Genomic DNA, 20,007 nt, shown 5'->3' with positions numbered 1-20,007 from the left:
CTGGAACAGCAGAGCCACAAGAGAGAGACATTAATCAGGCTTTACTGGGCAACGCTCCCACTGCGTGCGAGCTTTTGACTGTCAGCGTAACGACAGCTGAGCACAACAGTGCAGCAATCATAAAGATAAAGGCGCTGTTATAGCTTCCGCCACTACTTTGGATAAGCCAGCCGATGATCGGCGCTGATACAACCCCTGCCATCTGGCCGCCAAAGTTAACAATACCGGATGCCCGCCCCATGATGTTGCTCGGGATCGTATCCATCAGAATGCCCCAGAACGTCGCCATGGCAAAGAACATGAACAGGGCTGAGACACACTGATAAACCACCGCCATATCTGCACTGCTCACGCTGAAAGTCAGATACAGGAATCCCGCGGCAATAACAGAGGTTACGACATACAGCGTTTTACGCTGGGGTTTGAATTTGTCTGAGCAATAACCGCCTAATAATGTTCCGCCTGCCCCGAACAGGAAGGGAATGGCCGCCATGACACCGGTCTTTGCCAGAGAAAACTCTCGTACGGTAATCAGGTAGCTTGGTAGCCAGGTTGAAAAACCCCAGAAGGTAATATCAAACAAAAACCAGATACTGGCCATTTGCCAGAGCACCGGCATTTTGAGTACGTCTTTAAACGCGATAGCGCTGGTGTTTTGCAGGCTCCCCTGATCGTCAGCAGCCAGCTCCGCCAGGTCTTGCTGCGTAATGGCAGGGTGATCTTTCGGGTTGTCACGCGTAAATAAGTAGATACCTGCCGCGATAAACAGACCGGGAATACCCAGCACGATAAAAACCATGTGCCAGCCAAATGCCCCGATGATGCTTGCCGCCACAACTACCGCCAGCGCTGGGCCTAAGGTGTTAACCGTTGACTGAATCGCCGTGGCGCGACCACGCTCTTTCGACGGGAAATAGGTTGATATCATCTTCCATGAGGCCGACGGGAAACATCCCTCACCGATACCAAAGAAGAACCGTACTGCTAACATCAGCGGCAGCGTCAGCACAGCGCCGGTTAAGCTGGTGAACACAGACCACCATGCAATACCAATGGCCATGATTTTGCGCGAGCCAAATTTATCCGCCAGTAATCCACCGGGAATTTGAAACGCGGCATAACCAATAAAAAAGGCACTAATAATTAAACCTTGTTGAGTCGTATCAAGATTTAAATCTTTGCCAATATAAGGGAGCGAAACGCTCATCACCATTCTGTCGAGAAAAGAGAGCAGCCACGCCAGCCAGATCAGGGTCAGGACGGTATATCTTGCTTTCCAGGTCTTGGGTTTACCTGAAGGTAAAGACGTTTGTAGGTTCATTATGATGTCCTTAGGGTGTAGTGATCTACCGCGGCCATAAATAGTCGCGATAGATCCATGCGTGTTTAGCGTTATTTATTAATATTGTTTTCTAATAACCGTACCGCTACAGGCATAACTTTCCGTGCCATTGATTAAGGCAATGCGCCCATTAACCATGACAATTTCAATCCCTTCCGGGTACTGATTGGGTTCCACAAAAGTGCCTTTATCCGTAATTGTGTTCGGATCGAACATCACAATATCCGCTGCATAACCCACCTTCAGCAGTCCGCGATCCTGCAAACCCAATACTTCAGCAGGTTTTCCCGTCATCTTGCGGATTGCCGCTTCCCAGCTCAGACATCCCTCTTCACGGACATATTTACCGAGTACGCGAGGGAATGCGCCAAACACGCGCGGGTGCGGTTTGCCAGCCCCCATTAAGCCGTCAGTACAGACGTTTTGCTCAGGTCGACAGAGAAACTTAATCACGTGCTCTTCGGTACCGTAGAAGTCGACCATCCCCACGGCGTTTTCCTCTTCAAAGAGCAGATCGAAGGTGGCGTTGTACGGATCTTTTCCGCGCAGCTCGCCCAACTGGACGAGGTTCAAACCGACAGCATCCTGATTTTTTGCCGTTTTTACGCTGGTGACAAAAATCTGGTCCAAACCGGCAAAATCGATAAAGTTATCCCAGCCAGGAATACCCTGCTGAATATCATCAATCATTTTGGCGCGCAGTTCGGGCGAGGCGAGACGCTCAAGTAATTTGTCCGTACCACCGGAGTGAACCCAGGGCGGCAGGATCACGCCAAGCATCGTACTGCCCGCCACATACGGATACTGGTCGAAAGAGATACGAATTCCCTCTTCCTGCGCCTGTTCCAGCATGCCCAGCATCTGGTCGATCAACCCCCAGTTTTTCTTGCCGCAAACCTTCATATGCGAAATATGTAGCCAGACGCCAGTGGCTTTGGCGATATCAATCAGTTCCTGGGTTGAGTTGATAATATCGTCAGCTTCACTGCGCTGATGCACCACAAAGATCCCGTCATATTTCGCCGTGACCTTACATAGTTCAATCATTTCGGCAGTATCACCAAAGGCGCAAGGCATATAGATAAGTCCTGTGGAAAGTCCAAATGCCCCGGCCTTTAGCTCCCGCTCAAGGACTTCACACATCTTCGCCACGTCTTCACGGGTTGAAGGACGCCCATCCAGACCCATCGCTTCCATGCGCACGTTGCCATGAGGAACTAAATACGCGAGGTTTGTCGCCGGATGACGCGATGCCAGCAGATTGAGATAACCGTCTGTATTTTTATACTTCCAGTCAATTTTGTCGGTGTCACCGTCCAGTCCTGCGATATTTTTACGCCAGGCTGGAATATATTCTTCAGGTAGCGGTGCTAAGGCGACGCCATCCTGGCCCAACAGTTCGGTGGTGATACCCTGACGAATTTTTGCCGACAGCGCGGGGTTAATAATGGCCGACAGGTCAGAGTGCGTATGGGTATCGATAAAGCCAGGGCATATAATTTTTCCTGTTGCATCAATTACCTGTTCATTGATGCCAACTTCAATTTGACCGATTTCGACAATACGTCCTTCATCAACCATCACATCGGCAATTCTGCCTTCACTGCCTGTCCCATCGATTACATTTCCGTTTTTGAAAATGGTTTTCATCGTTATTCTCCATGGCGGTGCTGCTGAGCGACACCGCCTGTAAGGTAAGAGGTGGTTATCTTTATTTTTATTGGCGATAGAGTGTCTGGATGATGCTGTAATAGCCGCTGGCTGAGCCGGTTAACTGATCGATCTCGATATACTCATCAATGGTGTGTGCCAGGTTTTCTCGTGAAGGACCGAAGCCGATGGTTTTGATTCCCGCTTCGCCCGCATAGTGGCTACCGTTGGTACAAAATGAGTACTGCGTAATGGTTGGATTAAAGCCAGCCTCGCGAACGCCCGCCAACGCTGCCTGCACGAATTCGTCGGACTCGTCGTACACCCAGCCTGGGAAGAAACGCTCTCCCTCAATCGCGGCGCCGGTATAGCAAGACTCCTGACCCACCGCGTAGGACACTCGGGCCTTAAACTGCGGATCCTGAGCAATAAGTTCGGCAAGCGCATTTTCCAGCGGAGCAATCACGCTTTCTTTGGTTTCACCCACCAGCAAACGGCGATCGTAGGTTGCGCGACAGTAATCCGGTACCACCGAGGCTCCCGGGTACGGCGAAGATTTAATGTCGGTCAGTTCCAGAATGCCAGGCCCCAGAACCGGATGCGTCGGCGGCGTGATCGTGCGAATTTTGTCGATCAATTGCGCCATTTTGTACACCGCGTTAATCCCCGCCTGTGGGTTAGCGGAGTGCGCGGGCTTACCAAAGGTTTCGACCACAATCTCAGCACGGCCACGCTGACCAATTTTCAGGTTTAACTCGGAAGCTTCACCGATGATCACGTAGTCTGGCTTATAGCGCTCGCTGACCAGGCGGGCAGCAATACCTTCAAAACACTCTTCATGCACGATGCACGCAACGTAGATTTTCCCGGCAAAATTTCGCTGATTGTCCTGACCGAAAAAGCCCACGGCGGAGATCATCGCCGCCACGGCGCCTTTCATGTCTGTTGTGCCGCGACCATAAATTTTGCCATCTTCAATATCGCCGCCGTATGGGTTGCGGGACCACTTCTCTTCATTCACCGGCACGGTATCGATATGTCCATCGAGAACCAGCGTTTTCCCCGGCTGGTTGCCGACAATGCCGCCAACAATGTTGCCGTACTTATCAACGTGGATGTCATCGAATTGGTAATGCTGCATCATTGTTTTTATGGCATTAACCACTTCCCCTTCCTGACCGGAATAACTTTTTTGTTGGATCAGCGCCTGACAGTTTTTAATGACTTCTTCAATGCGGTTTGCAGATAACATGGGTTTCTCCGTTATATCTCTCAATCAGGGAATTATTTGTTGATGCCCGGGTACTGACCGCCCCAGACAATATCCAGATATTGTTGCGGGTCGGTATCCCCTTCGGTGCTGACTAACAGCACACGAGAGTGCGCATCCAACCCCAGTTGCTCACGCGTTTGCGCCAGTTCAGGCGAGGTCATCAGCAGCGCCAGCAGACCGGTAGTAACCGCACCTGACTCACCCGAAATAATCTGTGGATCACCTGCCAGCGGGTTGCCCAACATGCGCATGCCCAACGCTGCAACTTCATCAGGACAGGAGGCAAATGCGTTGGCATAATCGCGCAGCAATTTCCAGCCGATACTGTTCGCTTCACCGCAGGCGAGACCGGCCATCACGGTTTGTAAATCACCGCCCACCGCAATGGCATCTCCCTCTTTCGAACGGGCTGAGCGGTAGAGGCAATCGGCAATTAACGCTTCGGCGACGATCACTTTCGGGCGATTCTCCCCCCAGGCTGCCGTCACCATTCCCTGAACCATTCCGGCAAACGAGCCGACGCCTGCCTGCACAAAAATGTGCGTCGGCGCAACCTGATGCAGCTGATCTATCGCCTCCAGCATTAGCGTGCCGTAGCCCTGCATAATCCACTGCGGGATCTTTTCGTATCCTTCCCACGCGGTATCCTGCACCACAATCCAGCCATACTTTTCGGCCTGTTCTGCGGTCATACGAACCGCATCGTCATAGTTCATATCGACGATCTCAGCGGTAGCGCCTTCGTTACGGATAGAGGTCAGACGTTGCTGCGAAGAGCCCTTCGGCATATACACCACGGCGTTTTGCTTCAGTTGGCGCGCCATCCATGCCACGCCGCGACCGTGGTTGCCATCAGTAGTGGTGGCAAACGTGACGGTTTGCAGATCGTGGCGTACCTCTTCGCTGGTCATCACGTCAAACGGCAGTTCGCTGATATCCTTACCAACTAATTCAGCGATATGGCACGCCATCGCATAGGAGCCACCCAGCGCTTTAAAGGCTTTCAGGCCAAAACGCTGAGATTCATCTTTGAGGTAGATATTTTTTACGCCCAGTTTTTGTGAAAGCGCCGGTAGCGTATACAGCGGCGTCGGCGCGTAACCCGGAATAGACCGATGAAAATTCAACGCTTTTACCAGTTCCTGGCGGCTAAACGGTGCCAACGGCGCGTTCGGATGTTCGGTAAACGGTGTCTGGTTAATAAAAAATGATAAGTTTTCCTGCATCATAAAACCTCATTGTCCTGGTATTTCATTCCCTGTAATCGGTGCAATACAGAGATATTTCCGTTATCGGTATTGGCAATAGAGCAAAATGCTTACCAGCTTTTTATTAACCGAGTAAATTCTTATGAATATTTTAATAAAGGCTTTAATTTCAATAAATTAAATAGAAATAAAAATTGACACCAAAAAACATCACTGCGTCAGTTTATCGCCTCATTTTGATAAATTCTCATTATTGATAAATAGTGTGATCGCTGAAGATAAAATAAGAAAAACATCCAAAAACAGCGTGATAGATTGATTTTTCGCAAATCATTTTTGCATTGCTTCGCCTATTTATCATTTTCCTTGAGAAATGCGACACACTGCCGGAGAAGTACCATGATTTCAGTACTCAGCAATATTCAGGATGATATATGCAATTATGCCGACGCTATTTCTGGCATAACGGGCACGGACGTTGAAATCATTGATGAATCTTTAATGCGCATCGCGGGTACCGGGAAATATCGGCATATGCTCAATGAGAACGTGGCCAAAAATGGCTACATCTATCGTCACGTTTTGCAGGTGCGAGAAACGGTACTGATCAAAAATCCCGGCGAGCATCCGCTGTGTCAGTTATGTGAAAAACACCACTACTGTTCTGAAATGCTGGATTTGAACGCACCAATTTTTCTCAATAATCGCGTGATTGGCGTGATCGGGATTATTTGCTCAACCCAGGCACAGCGTGACACGTTACTGAGCCAGATTGATAAATTTGTCACCTTTATTGAGCAAATCGCCGTAATGATCTCCAGTAAGGTCTTTGAATGCCTGGAGCGTTTACGCGCGCAGGAAACGCTTGGCGCATTTCGGCGTCTGATCGATGCTATGGACCGCGGCGTGGTGGCAATTGATGGCAAGGGTCTTATCTGGCATGCCAATCATTCAGCCGACCGCATCCTCAACCGTGAGGTTCAGGGATTACCACTGACCATTGAAACAACCGGGGATAGCCTGTATGGCGATGAAGAAGCGTGGCTGACGCTTGAAGGTCAGAAACATCATGTACTGTGCAAACAAATTTCGCTCTCCTCGCAGGATAACGATCGCTTAACCATGGTTATCTTTCGTGATGCACACGACTACCTGAGTAACCTTACTCCATCCCCTTATGAGTCTGACATGCAGGTGCGACTGATTGGTCACTCTCCCTCAATGGAGCAACTCAAAAGCACCATCGGTAAAATCGCCAACAGTTACGCCAGCGTGCTCATCACCGGGGAAAGTGGCTCGGGGAAAGAGGTCGTGGCTTTTGCCATTCACCAAAGCAGTCCACGTAAAGCCGCGCCTTTCGTGACAATCAACTGCGCGGCTATCCCCGAACAACTGCTGGAAAGCGAACTGTTTGGTTATGTTCGTGGCGCATTCAGCGGGGCCGATCCCAAAGGACGAATGGGAAAATTTGAACTGGCCAACGGCGGCAGCCTGTTTCTGGATGAAATTGGCGATATGCCGTTGCACCTGCAGGCCAAGCTGCTCAGGGTCTTGCAGGAAAAGGCGATCACCCGCGTTGGCTCTAATAACACCATCAATATTGATGTGCGCATTATTGCCGCGACCAACAAAAACATTAATGCGATGGTGGAGAATAATCAGTTTCGCGAAGATCTTTTCTATCGCCTGAACGTGGTCCCTCTGGTACTTCCTTCCCTGCGTGAACGCCGGGCTGATATCGCGGTCCTCGCACAGTATTTTGCCGATGAGTTCTCGGTCAGTTACCAGCGACCACCGCAAAAACTGCCTGATGACGTTATTAACCGCCTTTATGCCTGGCACTGGCCGGGCAACATTCGTGAATTACGCAACGTGATCGAATACATTTTTGTGATGCGCGGAGAAGCCGCCGGGATCAACGCCAGCCATCTTCCCCCTTACCTGCTCACCGCCGCTGACGGTAGAAAAACGACGATGACCGCGCAACCCCGTCAGCTTGCCAGCAAAGGAAAACAGGCGGAAAGGGAAGCTATCGAAAACGTCATCCAGCGATTCGGCTCAAGCGTTGAGGGGAAAAAACAAGCCGCGACAGAACTGGGGATCAGCATTGCCACGCTCTATAGAAAAATAAAACTGTACGGTTTGTGAGCCTCCCCCTCTTAACGAAGAGGCTCACGTAAAACCATACTGTGCAACCGAGTGCGTTACAGGGCCGATTGATTTCGATGCTGCTCGAAATAGCGTCTGGCCTTGTCGTCAGCTTCTTTCAGGGCTGTCGGATTCAGGTTCTTCTGCGCGATATCCAGTCCATTTTGTGCATCAGAATTCCCATTAGCAAAGGCCACCGCACTCCAGATATACGCCTGAGCATAATCCTGAGTTACCCCTTTGCCTTCAAGGTACATGGTTCCCAGCATCCCCTGAGCTTCCGCATTTCCTTTTCTTGCGGCCTGTTCAAACCACTCAGCGGCTTTTTTATCATCCTGGGCAACGCCATTACCTTCTAAATACATCAAGCCAAGATCTTTCTGCGAGCCTGCATCTCCCTGGGCCGCGGCTTTCTCCAGCCACTCCACCGCTTTTTTATTGTCCTGGGCCGTTCCCTCTCCTTTTGCGTACATCATGCCAAGCATGCCCTGGGCCAGCATATCCCCTTGAAGAGCTGCCTGATTAAACAGCTCAAACGCTTTTTTGTGGTCCTGAGCCACGCCAACCCCCTCGCCAAGGTAATACATCGCGCCGAGCATGCTCTGGCCCAGCGCGTCCCCTTTGCTGGCGGACTGTTTAAACAGCGCGAAAGCTTTGTCAGTATCCAGACCGACACCATCACCTTCAAAGTACTTTCTGCCCAGTAATCCCTGCGCTTTGGCATCCCCTCGTTCAGCCGCTTTACTCAATGACTTAACGGTGTTGTAGCCCTCTAATAGCGACGCCTTACTTTCAAGGAAACGCTTTGCGTCAGGATTGCCCTTCTCAACCGCACGATGGAGCCACTCAATGGCATGATAGTTTCCGCGCTCGGCAGCAATGCTTAACCACTCGACGGCCTGCTTATTGCCTTTTCCGACTTCGTTGTCAAACCACTCAATGACCTTACCGTCATACCAGCGCGCGCCCTCACCATCAAAGTAGACTAAGGCGAGCAGATAACGCGCATCGAGATTGCCCTGCTCAGCCGCACGGGTCAGCAATTCAACAGCTTTCTTGTCATTCTGCTGCACGCCCTTACCTTCGAAATACAGTACACCGAGATAGTATTGGGCATCGACATTCCCCTGAGCCGCCGCTTTGCTAAACCATTCGGCCGCTTTCTTGTCATCTTTCAGGCCGCCTTTGCCCTCATAGTACATCAGTGCAAGCAGATGCTGAGCACTCGCATTACCCTGCTCAGCCGATTTGGTCAGCCACTCGCTGCCTTTACTGAAATTCTGCTCTACCTCTTTACCTTTTAAGTACACGGTTGCAAGCACAAACTGCGCCTGCGCATCTCCCGCCTCAGCACCCTGCTGTAAAACAGCCACAGGTTCTTTATTCCACTCTTTTGCTTGTCCCTGTGAAGATCCCGCACCCCACAATATTCCGATGAAAGTGAAGGCGAGGAGAGGCCGAATGTTCATAAAACGTAATCCTTGTTAAGAAAAGGCACATAATGGAGATGCTCCAACGGCAAGCCAACTTATTTAATTGCGATTGTGATCCGTGTCGGAACTATCAGATATTAACTGGGAAATGTGCAAAATATAATTCTTTGACTATGCAGGTGATCCTTAGTGAATAATGCACAACAAAAAGGCCATGTTAATAACATGGCCTTTCGTCTGGACATGGCGTTGAAACTTAATCAAACACACCATTAATAACAGCGGTGACAATCGCCGTGCTCAGTGCAATCAGCACCAGATTATCGCCAATAACCTGCCATTCATAGCCCGGGTAATACGGAAGTTGATTCAACATTGATGGCGGAACGCTCTTCCTGGCGATCCCCGGAGGAAGCGGTTTTCCTCGCGCCAGATTTTTGGCAATACCTGGAGGCAGTGACTTATAGCCCGTTAGACCGTATCTGACGGCATACTGCCTGGCCACGTTATAGCTGATGTCACTATCAACATGGTCCGGCTTACCATAATTTTTACGCTGTTCTGATTGTGCGTTATTTTTTTGGTCCGCGTGTCCTTTCTGGCTATGACCACTATTCCCCTTGTTCCCGCTATTACCATGATTGCCACTGTTACCATTTCCGTTGCCATTACCGGGGTTAGCCAACACAGGAGTGGCACACATCGTCATCGCAGCAACGGCAACTACCGCCGCGGCCAAAGTTCGAAGCCTGGACATGATGATTCCTTAAGCTGTGGATACAAATAAAAATGTACGGTATTCGCTGAATACTGGCTATCGCTTCAACTCCGATTTATGGGCAAATAAACGATGTTGCTTTGCCATGGACTCCCCAGATTGAGCGTTTTTGAGATTACAGCTCGCCATTCCCGCTATCTCAGATCGGCAAGCGACAGGCACAGGATCTGAGTTTTTGGGAATAACTTCGCGAAAATGGAGAGAAAACGACGTTTTTTTTCGGTTAAGCTATGTTCATGCTTTGGCGTTACCCCATGGCCGGAATCACTATCCAGGAACCCAACCATAATGGCAAAAAGTACCCCGCAGCTGCCGCTCGACCCTCATATGTGTCGCAGCTATGAGAAAAAGTCGCGAAGTCCGCTGGCGCTCTATTCCGAATATCAGCGTATGGATGTCGAACTGCGGGCGCCGCTGGCTATGACCTACAGCCACTGGCATGGCCAGGTTGAGGTGAACGTGCCATTTGATGGTGATGTGGAGTATCTCTTTAATGACGAAGTGGTGAAGAGCAAACAGGGTTTTATCACCTTATTCTGGGCCTGTACTCCCCATCAACTCACGGATGCCGGGCACTGTAAACAGATGGCCATCTTCAACTTACCGATGCATCTGTTTTTGTCCTGGCCGCTGGACAGGGAGCTGATTAATCACGTGACCCACGGGATGGTGATTACTTCGTTGGCTTCACAGCAACTGAGCGCGTTTGAAGTACAGCGTTGGCAGAATGAACTCAATAGCGATAACGAACAAATTCGCCAGTTAGCCATTGATGAAATCGCGCTAATGCTCAAGCGCTTTAGCCTCGCTGGCTGGCGGCCGGTACTGGGTAACAAAACGTCGCGCACCCAGAAAAACAGTATTTCACGGCATTCACAGTTTTACGTAAGCCAGATGCTGGAGTTTATTGCCGCCAACTGCGACAAACAGCTTACTGTCGATGCTATTGCCGAACACGTAAAGCTCAATCCCAATTATGCGATGGGTATTTTTCACCGGGTGATGCAACTGACGATGAAACAGTATATTACCGCGATGCGCATTAACCATGTGCGGGCTTTACTCAGCGATACGGATAAAACAATTCTGGATATCGCTACAATTGCAGGATTTCGCTCCAGCAGTCGATTCTACAGCTCGTTCCATAAATACGTCGGCATGCCGCCACAGCAGTATCGCAAATTGAGTCAACAACGCCGACATCATTCACCTTATGCCGAGGGGTAATTTATTCAACAAACGTTCTCTTACCTTACTACTAAAATATAAGCACCAGAATAGCAGGTCAAAAAAGATAATCTGCAGCAGTTAATAAAATAGGGTTCAGCCATGAGCTCTGGCAACTATGTTGCTCAGACATGAGTGACCTGTAGCAGGTATTTATTTGACGTGTTCAACCATTAACGATTGGGATGGAATTATGGAATTAAATAACTGCACCGCCAATAACAGAAAGCCATTGTCTTTCTTTTGGTCAGTTTTACCCATGGTAGTCATGCTGGGCGGGATTAGCATCGGATATTTTATCTTCAATATTCGTGCTGAACCCATGATCCTGATGGGAACGGCAACCGCCTCGTTTATCGCCATCGCTCACGGCTACACGTGGGATGACATTCTACAATCTATTTGCAATAAAATATCTGAAGCGCTGCCGGTCATATTAATTGTCGCCAGTATCGGTTTCTTAATTGGCGCATGGATGGTGTCAGGCACTATTCCAATGATGATTTATTATGGTTTGAAGTGGATTAACCCGCAGTATTTCTATATTTCGGCATTTATGCTGGGGGCACTAATCTCAGTATGCACCGGTACCTCCTGGGGTTCTATCGGGACCGTTGGTATTGCCATGATTGGCGTAGCGATTGGTCTGAATGTCTCGCTGCCCATTGCCGCTGGTGCTATTGTTTCAGGCTGCTGGTTTGGTGATAAGCTCTCACCGGTTTCTGATTCAACCAACATGGCTGCACTGGCTGCCGGGGTAAACCTGTACTCGCATATCGGCCACCTGCTGTGGACTACCGGCCCGGGTTTTATTATCTGCTGCGTCGTTTACAGCTATATGGGCATGGGCATTGATGCCTCGTCCAGCGCGCCAGAAAACATTACCAACTTGATGAATTCTATTGGTCAGATTTATCACTTTAATATTCTGCTGCTACTCCCGCCGATCATCGTTTTATATGGCTCACTGTCAAAAAGACCGCCCATTCCGATGCTCTTTTTATCTACGATAGTCTCAATGATTTTGGCGTTAGTCTTTCAGCAATTTACGGCATCCTCTGTCGGCGAATCCGTGGTCAGTGGCTTTAAGCTCGCAATGCTTACCGGAGATAATCTGCCGACACTGTCTTCCGATGTTTCCCGCTTACTGGAGCGAGGCGGCGCTATTTCAATGTTTAGCAGCTTCGTTACCGTTTTCAGCGCCTTCAGCTTTGCCGGGGCAATGAGTGCGACAGGCTCTCTGCACACCGTGATAAACGCGCTGACAAAAGGCGTTAAATCCACATTCCGCCTGGTGGCTACCACGATTGTGACGACATTTACCATCTGTGCCTGCACGGCAAATGGGACCTTACCGTTGCTGCTGTGCGGTGATGCCTTTAAAGAGGAGTACAAAAAACGAGGTCTTGCGGCAAAAAACCTCTCGCGAACCACTGAAGATGCCGGAACCGTTGTCGAACCGATTATCCCCTGGTCTGCCTCAGGCGTTTATTGCGCCACTATGCTGGGCGTTGCCACGCTTGATTACTTGCCCTGGGCAATCCTCTGTTACAGCGGCGTCATCTTTGCCCTACTGTGGGCGGCAACCGGTATTGGCATTGCTAAATATGAGCCCAATGAAGCCACTGAGAATATGGTTGAGCAAAAATTATAAACGACTAAATAGCTAAATATTAGATATCACCAGGGTAAATTAAATATATCCATTAGATATACATAAACATTCTTCGCTTTTGCGTTGCTTACACTATTTTCAGAGACTTTCCAGGAGTCAACAATGTCTTTGTTTGATGATATTGTCACAAGGGATGTTAATTGTCGCAAATACGGGCAATTACAACAGATGTACGGTACCACCGATGTATTACCGCTGTGGATTGCAGATATGGATTTTGCGACACCAGAGCCAATCATGAGCACGCTGCGTTCGGTGGTGTCACAGCCTGTGCAAGGCTATAACCTGGATTATCCACAATGGAAAGAATCTGTTATTCATTGGTATGCACAACAGTATGATGCCGATATCAAGGCACACTGGTTACATTTTATTCCCGGTGTTATAAAAACTATCGTACTCTCTTTAATGGCGCTTACCCGTCCAGGCGATAATATTTTAACCTGTACGCCAATCTATGATCCCTATCCTAATCTGGTAAACACCAGCGGTAGGAATTTGATTCAGACGCGCCTCATTGAGAAAAACGGGCACTATGAATTTGACTGGCATGATTTCAGCGAGAAACTCAAGCGGTGCAAAATGTTTTTGTTCCCTTCACCGCATAATCCAGGTGGAATGGTGTGGTCGCGGGAAACGTTGGAAAAAATAAGCCACTATTGCCAGCAGGCAGGCGTCATCATTCTGTCTGATGAAGTGCATAGTGATTTAACCCTGCCAGGAAAGCGCCATTTGCCGTTTTTTACTGTTGATGAAGCACCAGATAGTCGGTCAATCGTGCTTACTTCCATCAGCAAGACCTTCAATACGGCGGCGATCCAGGGCGGAATCGCCATTATTAAGAATGATGAATTACGCCATCAGTTCTACCACTTTCTGGATAACTGCTACCTTGCAGAGACGCATTCATTACAGCAGGCGGCCATTTATAGCGCTTTTACCCATTGCGCCGACTGGCACCAGAAATTATTGGCCTATCTGGCCGACAATGTAGCGTTTGTGAAAAGTGAAATTGAAAAGCACTGTCCTTTGATCTCAATAGTGTATGGCGGCGCGTCGTATCTGTTATTTCTGAATGCGGAAAAAATGGATCTCAGCGATGAGCAGCTAAGCGCTTTTTTTGTGCATGACGCCAGGCTTGGCCTGTCACCTGGGGCGCAATACGGTCCCGGTGGAGAGGGGCATATGAGACTCAACGTTGGCTGCCCACGCCCGGTACTGGTAGACGCGATGAACAGGCTAAAAGCGGCATACCAGAAATGGCAGAACGCATAGCGTACATCACACGATTTGCCCTGCCACGGTGGGGCAAAATTATCCAAAGATGTTGCTGAACTGCTATAAAGTCTTTCCCTTCTGTCGGCTGGTGTTAAACTGGAAAGTGTGATCTTCATCATAACCTGCTTAAACAGAGACAAGAGACACTGCTATGCAACATATCATCGAGGGCTTCCTCAACTTCCAAAAAGAGATTTTCCCTCAACGCAAGGAACTCTTCCGCAGCCTGGCATCCAGCCAGAATCCTAAGGCACTTTTCATCTCCTGTTCCGATAGCCGCCTGGTTCCAGAACTCGTTACTCAGCAAGATCCAGGACAGCTTTTCGTTATCCGCAACGCCGGTAATATCGTACCGTCATTTGGTCCGGAACCAGGTGGTGTATCCGCAACCATCGAATACGCGGTTGTCGCACTTGGCGTAACGGATATCGTCATCTGCGGTCACTCCAATTGTGGCGCGATGAAAGCCATTGCCGATAGCCAGCCCCTGGATCCGATGCCCGCTGTCGCTCACTGGCTGCACTATGCCGATGCCGCGAAAGCCGTGGTCGATAAAAAAACCTGGGATAACCCAATCGATAAAGTTAACGCCATGGTGGAAGAGAACGTTATCGCACAGCTTAACAACATTAAAACGCATCCTTGTGTCGCGGTTGGGCTGCGCAATAATGCGCTTCGTCTGCACGGTTGGGTGTATGACATCGAAAGCGGTGAAATCCGTACCCTGGATAAAAACAGCAAAACCTACGTTTCCCTTGCAGATAACCCGCAGGTGCATTTCGAGTAATTCCCCCACTGGAGCAAGGATGCTCTGGACATCTCCTCTCCCTATTTCTGTTAGTGGACAAAAAACGGGCTCGCGACTAGTTTTAAAGTAGCCACTGGTGTTCCACATCGGTTTTCGCACATTTATACAACATTGCGACAGGCTCATTCACTGAGTCGCAAACAGCTGTTCATACATGGTGCAGGCGATAAAAAGGAGCAGGTGCAGATGCAAACAAAAATAAAAAGAATAATGGATAAGTTATTTTATCATGAGTCGTGGGACATCATGCTTATTAAGCATAATGGTACACACTCATTCCCCGACAACACTCTGGAGATATTAAGCAAATCCACTGCGCAGCAGTTAAAAAAGAAATATACATTTCAGGCCGATCCTTTTCTGATTGAAAAAGACGATAAACTGTATGTTTTCTATGAAGCTCTTAGCTTTCGCAACTCAAAAGGCACGCTACGATGTCGCGTTCTTGACCGTGAACTGGTTGAACTTGAAGATATTAGGCTTGAAGGCTTTGACGACTTAAAGTGTCATTTGTCATTCCCTTATCTGATACATATCAACGATCAACTGTTCATGATCCCCGAGTCTTCAGAAAGAAAAGAGGTAATACTGTTTCAGTCAATTGAGTTCCCTGCACGCTGGAAGCAAGTTAAAGTTTTAATCTCTGATACCAAATTAACCGACAACGTATTTATCTCAATTAATGAAACCTGTTATCTGTTGTCCACCACGATGGATAACGAAATAATTATTCATTCAGCAGATCATATTTATGGACAATGGCAGCGGATTACCCCCTCATTAAAGGTGAGCAATCCTCATCATCGAGGTGCAGGTGCCTCCTATCAGGTCGAAAATAAAATATACTTCCTTACTCAGGAGTGCACGCCGGAAACTTATGGAAAATCAATCTATATCAAAGAATTAGTGACACTGAACGACGCTAATTTTGCTGAGAGTCTGATCGAACAAATCAATTCGTCGATCAACCACAGTGACGGCGTCCACACGCTGAACTTCTCAAATAATTATATTGTTTATGATACAAAAATAAACAAATTCAGCTTTTTATCTATACTTAAAAAAATATCTTATAAATGCATGGTGAGGTATCGCAACTATTACCTTACCAAACGTAACCAATAACGCGTTCTCTATGGTACTGGCGTGAATCAATCCCCGTTTATCTGGAGTCTGTATGGCAATTCTTGTCACTGGTGGTGCAGGTTATATTGGTTCACATACTGTGTTAACGCTACTGGAAAGAGGCGATGATGTCGTAGTTATCGATAATCTGGCGAACGCCAGCAGAATCTCGCTGGACAGGGTCGCGGAACTCACCGGAAGAGAGCCCATTGTCTATATCGCCGATGTTCTCGACAGGCAGGCATTAAAAAACATTTTCGCCGACCATAACATCACCGATGTCATTCATTTTGCGGGACTCAAATCGGTTTCAGAGTCGATAAAAGAGCCCCTCGCCTACTATGAAAACAACGTCACCGGTACGCTGGTTTTACTGGATGAGATGCTGGCCGCTGGCGTTAATCGTTTCATTTTTAGCTCATCTGCCACGGTATATGGTAATCCAGAAAGCGTGCCGCTGAGCGAGCAATCGCGCACGGGTGGTACCACTAATCCGTACGGCACGTCTAAGTTGATGGTCGAACAAATTCTGGCCGATTTCTCACGTGCACAGCCGGATTTTCGCATTACCTGCCTGCGCTATTTTAACCCGGTTGGCGCCCATCCATCGGGTCGGATTGGTGAAGATCCTAACGGTATCCCTAATAACCTGGTTCCGTATATCTCCCAGGTCGCGATTGGTAAGCTGGAAACCGTGTCGGTGTACGGTAATGATTATCCAACCCCTGATGGTACCGGTGTGCGTGATTATATTCACGTCATGGATCTGGCGACCGGTCATTTAGCCGCACTTGATTGCCAGAACAAAGGCGCGGCTTACAAAGTGATTAATCTCGGTACTGGAGTCGGGTATTCCGTACTTGACCTCATTGAGGCATTTGAAAAAGCGGCACAGACAAAAATTAACTATCAGTTTGTCGCCAGAAGACCCGGAGATATTGCCGAATGTTGGTCTGACCCATCGCTGGCATACAAAGAGCTAGGTTGGAAGGCCATCTATAACCTTGATGAAATGATGCGTGACACCTGGAACTGGCAAAAAAATAACCCGAATGGGTATCAAATTTAATGTTCTCAGCAGCGAGCCTGACCGTCAGGCTCGCTGCTGTGTCTGACTAGCGTACCGTTATTGTTGACACCCGGTACCAGCCGCTGCTCTGTTTCCCTTCATTGGCAAAGTTAATTCTCGCCGCACCCGACTTATCCAGCATCGCAACCTCAATCGCGTATTGCCCTTTCGCCAGTCGGCCTGGCATAGATAACGCATAACTGACCTGATACTTACCGGGGAGCCAGCGGCGAATATCCTCCGCGGAATTCCCCTGTGCCACCACCTTATTGGCGCTGTCTACGACCCGGAATGCCAGCATGTATGGCAGATAAATCGGTGCGATACCCTCATTGTACCAGGTACTGTTTAATGTCAGCGTTTGTCCACTGTCCCACACGGACTCATGGCTCAGGGACGCAAGGCGAAATCGATAGCCCAATTTGGTCAGCGCATTGTCGACAATCGGTCGATAGTCGCTGGGTATCGTTCTCGATTTCAGGTTAATGGTACTGGCGTGCTGCTTGACCGCCCAGTCAAAAATCCCCTGCACTTCAGCACGTGTATAGTGAAAGGTGTTCTTCCAATCCTGCATATACGAGCAGATCTCCAGACTCACCGGCGCACGTTTCCAGACGTCGTTGAACCCTGAATAACTCTGCTGCGCAGCCAGCAATCGCTGCGGGTAATCATCAGCCATATGGTTCCAGGTGTCCGAAAATACGCGCAGGTCCCCCCAACAGTCCGCACGCCACCCAGCCCCACGCGCCACCGCATTCGCCAGACTTTGACCGCCGCTTATCAGCATGGTTTTTGGCGTCACCGGAAAAGCAGAAAAGTGCATCGCGACGTAGCGATCCAGTTGCGCCGTGGTGTATCGCTCCAGTAATGGCTTCAGGTTCGGGAAGTTGCTGTTATGCCATTCTCCCCATGATCCCACCATGCCAATATCAACAAACGCGAGATTCTCATTACCATCGTAGCGCTTACCAAATGCGTTCAACAGACGCTGGCTGTATTCAATAAACAGAGGATCGTCTAAATCCGGGGCAAATGTCTTTTTATCCGGCGTCCAGGTTCCTTTCACGCCTTTTTTAATCAGCCAGTCAGGTATTTGCGAACCGCTTTCCGGCTCTGCCAGAGCCATAAATCGTAGCCCGACATTCATCGCAGGGCGATGTGCCGCCGCGTATTTGAAGGCATCATCCACCAACGCAAAATTGTACTGGCCTTCGACTGGCTCCAGGTCCCGCCAGTAAAAACGCTCGTATTCAAATCCGGTATTGGGATAGTCCGCCAGCCCCAGCGTTTCACCGTATCCCTGATGAAAACTTGCCACGCCAATCCCCGGATTGGTTAACGGGCCCGTCAATGCTTTGGGGGTAACGGTCGTCAATGCGGCCATAACCGTCAGCGGGAAAAACATGCACAACAACGCACAAACCCATTTACGCTTCATCGCAATGACGTCCTCCACCAATTTGTTAACACTAGCGGTCTTTCAGGCTTAACCACCAGTCCCAGATACCTACGTGAAAATTTTGGAACACATCAATACCTAACGCGGATTTGATCATATACAGCGTCAGCAATATGCAGCAGGTGACGAATAGCACGGCAATCAGCAGCAAAAAAGTGAGCAACATTCTCGACAGGGTTGATTCCTGGCGATGCTGGCGGCGTAAATCTCTGCCAAACAAAAAAACCAGATAATAACGCTTACTGAAAAAAGGAAAGCTTCTGCGAATATCGATCTGATGTCGCGAAGTCAGGGTTGTAGCAAGGAGCGCTTTTTCCACCCCTTCTTTTTGTTCAGGGGTCAATTCCTCCGCTATCCGCTCATCAAGGTGAGCGTAAAACCGTTCGATGGCAGGAGGACGATTTTGAGGACTGGTCAAAATTAACCTATATCTTTATCAATGGAGTGGTAGACGTTAACCGTCTTTTTGGCGATTTCATGCCAATTGTAGTTTTGCAAATATACACCATAGTCCACGCTATTTGCTGTTGCCCCTTGGCCTAATTTTTCAGCCAGACCGGTTACATCTCCCACCTTAAAATAGGCCTCGGCGGGCAGTTGAACTTCAAGGTTAGCCGGAATATCACTGACGACGGCCGGAAGAGAAAATGACATTGCCTCCAGCAGCGCAATAGGCAATCCTTCATGGTATGAGGGCATCACAAACAATTTAGCCTGCGAAAACACCGCCTGAAGTTCGTCACCACGTAAAAAACCAGTCATCACAACACCTGGCGTGTCGGCGGCAAGCTTTTTGAGGCGCACGCTGTATTCGGTCGGATGATCCGCATCGCCAATTAACACTAACGGCATGGTCAAACCACTGTGTTGATAAGCGGCGATGGCATCATGCATCCCTTTTTCTTCCACAAACCGCCCAACCACCACGAGGTAGTTTTTCGGCTGCAGCCCAAAGCGGGAGAGCGTATTGTCGATGGTGAGCTGTGATAATAACCGCGGCTCGTTCACGCCATTGTGAATTAAATGCGCATCATAGCGACCGTGTTTTTTCTGGATCAATTGATTAATAACTTCAGAAATCACAATCACCTCGTTGGCATATCTCACCGCCCAACGCTCACCCAGCAACAATATTTTTTTGGCTACAAATCCCCATTTCTGGCGATCGTAATCGGGCCCGTGGTGGGTAAAAACCACCTTCTTCCCTAACACGCGTAATAATGGGATCACAAGGCCAGGGCCGATAGCATGGACATGCACAATATCTGAATGGTCGATACGTGTCCTAAACGCCGCTAAAACGGAATGGACAATCGCTTCCAGCGAGCGCTTTTTGGGCGCCCACAGCGCGTAGGTTTCGACTTTCTTATATACCGATCGTTTGTAATTTACATATGGCGAGCGAGCAATCACGCAAATATCCACGTCGAACTGCTGTTTAATGGCAGGATAAAGATTCTGACAGTGTGTCTCCACACCGCCCAATACATCGGGAATACCACGCGTTCCAAAAACCGTTATTTTTTTACTCATA

16 protein-coding genes are annotated in these 20,007 nt (G+C 48.9%); 7 read left to right on the top strand and 9 right to left on the bottom strand.

Annotation, left to right across the window (positions count from 1 at the left end; all coding sequences use genetic code 11):
* Positions 1–34: 34 nt before the first annotated feature.
* From OGX90_RS04180 to dpaL, 4 genes are all read right to left on the bottom strand, one after another.
* The gene (locus OGX90_RS04180; RefSeq protein ID WP_003826074.1) at positions 35–1,321 is read right to left on the bottom strand and encodes an MFS transporter; all 1,287 of its coding nucleotides are present in this window, start codon (positions 1,319–1,321) and stop codon (positions 35–37) included.
* 78 nt (positions 1,322–1,399) lie between these two features.
* Positions 1,400–2,992 (bottom strand): N-acyl-D-amino-acid deacylase family protein, encoded by a 1,593-nt coding sequence (locus tag OGX90_RS04175; RefSeq protein WP_008785573.1) that lies wholly within the window; start codon positions 2,990–2,992, stop codon positions 1,400–1,402.
* A 67-nt stretch (positions 2,993–3,059) separates the two neighbouring features.
* Positions 3,060–4,244 carry a YgeY family selenium metabolism-linked hydrolase gene (locus OGX90_RS04170; protein WP_267440089.1) on the bottom strand — a complete coding sequence of 395 codons (1,185 nt, stop codon included), beginning with the start codon at positions 4,242–4,244 and terminating at the stop codon, positions 3,060–3,062.
* Positions 4,245–4,276: 32 nt separating this feature from the next.
* Positions 4,277–5,491 carry a diaminopropionate ammonia-lyase gene (gene dpaL, locus OGX90_RS04165; protein WP_020996285.1) on the bottom strand — a complete coding sequence of 405 codons (1,215 nt, stop codon included), beginning with the start codon at positions 5,489–5,491 and terminating at the stop codon, positions 4,277–4,279.
* Positions 5,492–5,872: 381 nt separating this feature from the next.
* Here dpaL and OGX90_RS04160 point away from each other — a divergent pair, with 381 nt between their 5' ends.
* Positions 5,873–7,621 carry a sigma-54 interaction domain-containing protein gene (locus OGX90_RS04160; protein WP_286623213.1) on the top strand — a complete coding sequence of 583 codons (1,749 nt, stop codon included), beginning with the start codon at positions 5,873–5,875 and terminating at the stop codon, positions 7,619–7,621.
* A 56-nt stretch (positions 7,622–7,677) separates the two neighbouring features.
* Here OGX90_RS04160 and OGX90_RS04155 read toward each other — a convergent pair whose 3' ends face one another.
* Together OGX90_RS04155 and OGX90_RS04150 are read right to left on the bottom strand one after the other, a co-directional pair.
* On the bottom strand, positions 7,678–9,090 hold the full coding sequence (locus OGX90_RS04155) for a tetratricopeptide repeat protein (RefSeq protein ID WP_267452733.1): 1,413 nt from the start codon (positions 9,088–9,090) through the stop codon (positions 7,678–7,680).
* A 220-nt stretch (positions 9,091–9,310) separates the two neighbouring features.
* The gene (locus OGX90_RS04150; RefSeq protein WP_048215725.1) at positions 9,311–9,811 is read right to left on the bottom strand and encodes an anti-virulence regulator CigR family protein; all 501 of its coding nucleotides are present in this window, start codon (positions 9,809–9,811) and stop codon (positions 9,311–9,313) included.
* Between the two features lie 309 nt (positions 9,812–10,120).
* Between OGX90_RS04150 and melR the strand changes: the two genes are divergently transcribed.
* The 6 genes from melR to galE all read left to right on the top strand — a co-directional run bounded on the left by melR (position 10,121) and on the right by galE (position 17,014).
* The gene (melR, locus tag OGX90_RS04145) at positions 10,121–11,059 is read left to right on the top strand and encodes a transcriptional regulator MelR (RefSeq protein WP_003826064.1); all 939 of its coding nucleotides are present in this window, start codon (positions 10,121–10,123) and stop codon (positions 11,057–11,059) included.
* A 193-nt stretch (positions 11,060–11,252) separates the two neighbouring features.
* Positions 11,253–12,713, top strand: a complete 1,461-nt coding sequence (nhaC, locus tag OGX90_RS04140; protein ID WP_286623210.1) for a Na+/H+ antiporter NhaC — start codon at positions 11,253–11,255, stop codon at positions 12,711–12,713.
* A 123-nt stretch (positions 12,714–12,836) separates the two neighbouring features.
* Positions 12,837–14,009, top strand: coding sequence for a MalY/PatB family protein (locus OGX90_RS04135; protein ID WP_286623207.1), 1,173 nt, complete (start codon positions 12,837–12,839; stop codon positions 14,007–14,009).
* A gap of 154 nt (positions 14,010–14,163) precedes the next feature.
* Positions 14,164–14,799, top strand: coding sequence for a carbonic anhydrase (locus OGX90_RS04130; protein WP_003826059.1), 636 nt, complete (start codon positions 14,164–14,166; stop codon positions 14,797–14,799).
* 207 nt (positions 14,800–15,006) lie between these two features.
* Positions 15,007–15,945: a glucosamine inositolphosphorylceramide transferase family protein gene (locus tag OGX90_RS04125; RefSeq protein WP_234096606.1), complete on the top strand. Its 939-nt coding sequence runs from the start codon at positions 15,007–15,009 to the stop codon at positions 15,943–15,945.
* Between the two features lie 52 nt (positions 15,946–15,997).
* Positions 15,998–17,014: a UDP-glucose 4-epimerase GalE gene (gene galE, locus OGX90_RS04120; RefSeq protein WP_079934242.1), complete on the top strand. Its 1,017-nt coding sequence runs from the start codon at positions 15,998–16,000 to the stop codon at positions 17,012–17,014.
* Between the two features lie 46 nt (positions 17,015–17,060).
* On the opposite strand, the gene OGX90_RS04115 is transcribed toward galE, so the two are convergent.
* From OGX90_RS04115 to OGX90_RS04105, 3 genes are read right to left on the bottom strand one after another with little or no spacing between them, the layout of a single operon-like run.
* Entirely contained in the window at positions 17,061–18,452 is a 1,392-nt protein-coding gene (locus tag OGX90_RS04115; protein WP_045899692.1) for a DUF4832 domain-containing protein, read from the bottom strand.
* A 31-nt stretch (positions 18,453–18,483) separates the two neighbouring features.
* Positions 18,484–18,891: a hypothetical protein gene (locus OGX90_RS04110; protein ID WP_003826052.1), complete on the bottom strand. Its 408-nt coding sequence runs from the start codon at positions 18,889–18,891 to the stop codon at positions 18,484–18,486.
* A 2-nt stretch (positions 18,892–18,893) separates the two neighbouring features.
* Positions 18,894–20,006, bottom strand: coding sequence for a glycosyltransferase family 4 protein (locus OGX90_RS04105; RefSeq protein WP_286623201.1), 1,113 nt, complete (start codon positions 20,004–20,006; stop codon positions 18,894–18,896).
* Position 20,007: the final 1 nt, after the last annotated feature.

It is taken from the genome of Citrobacter sp. Cpo012 (genome assembly GCF_030333015.1).
In the GTDB taxonomy this organism is placed as follows: domain Bacteria; phylum Pseudomonadota; class Gammaproteobacteria; order Enterobacterales; family Enterobacteriaceae; genus Citrobacter; species Citrobacter portucalensis.
The sequence above is the reverse complement of the archived record's forward strand: the minus strand, read 5'-3'. Positions and strand labels throughout refer to the sequence as shown.

Bases quoted from the DNA above. Each gene is read 5' to 3' on its own strand.
- OGX90_RS04180 (WP_003826074.1), bottom strand. From the start codon at position 1,321: ATGAACCTACAAACGTCTTTACCTTCAGGTAAACCCAAGACCTGGAAA.
- OGX90_RS04175 (WP_008785573.1), bottom strand. From the start codon at position 2,992: ATGAAAACCATTTTCAAAAACGGAAATGTAATCGATGGGACAGGCAGT.
- OGX90_RS04170 (WP_267440089.1), bottom strand. From the start codon at position 4,244: ATGTTATCTGCAAACCGCATTGAAGAAGTCATTAAAAACTGTCAGGCG.
- dpaL (WP_020996285.1), bottom strand. From the start codon at position 5,491: ATGCAGGAAAACTTATCATTTTTTATTAACCAGACACCGTTTACCGAA.
- OGX90_RS04160 (WP_286623213.1), top strand. From the start codon at position 5,873: ATGATTTCAGTACTCAGCAATATTCAGGATGATATATGCAATTATGCC.
- OGX90_RS04155 (WP_267452733.1), bottom strand. From the start codon at position 9,090: ATGAACATTCGGCCTCTCCTCGCCTTCACTTTCATCGGAATATTGTGG.
- OGX90_RS04150 (WP_048215725.1), bottom strand. From the start codon at position 9,811: ATGTCCAGGCTTCGAACTTTGGCCGCGGCGGTAGTTGCCGTTGCTGCG.
- melR (WP_003826064.1), top strand. From the start codon at position 10,121: ATGGCAAAAAGTACCCCGCAGCTGCCGCTCGACCCTCATATGTGTCGC.
- nhaC (WP_286623210.1), top strand. From the start codon at position 11,253: ATGGAATTAAATAACTGCACCGCCAATAACAGAAAGCCATTGTCTTTC.
- OGX90_RS04135 (WP_286623207.1), top strand. From the start codon at position 12,837: ATGTCTTTGTTTGATGATATTGTCACAAGGGATGTTAATTGTCGCAAA.
- OGX90_RS04130 (WP_003826059.1), top strand. From the start codon at position 14,164: ATGCAACATATCATCGAGGGCTTCCTCAACTTCCAAAAAGAGATTTTC.
- OGX90_RS04125 (WP_234096606.1), top strand. From the start codon at position 15,007: ATGCAAACAAAAATAAAAAGAATAATGGATAAGTTATTTTATCATGAG.
- galE (WP_079934242.1), top strand. From the start codon at position 15,998: ATGGCAATTCTTGTCACTGGTGGTGCAGGTTATATTGGTTCACATACT.
- OGX90_RS04115 (WP_045899692.1), bottom strand. From the start codon at position 18,452: ATGAAGCGTAAATGGGTTTGTGCGTTGTTGTGCATGTTTTTCCCGCTG.
- OGX90_RS04105 (WP_286623201.1), bottom strand. From the start codon at position 20,006: ATGAGTAAAAAAATAACGGTTTTTGGAACGCGTGGTATTCCCGATGTA.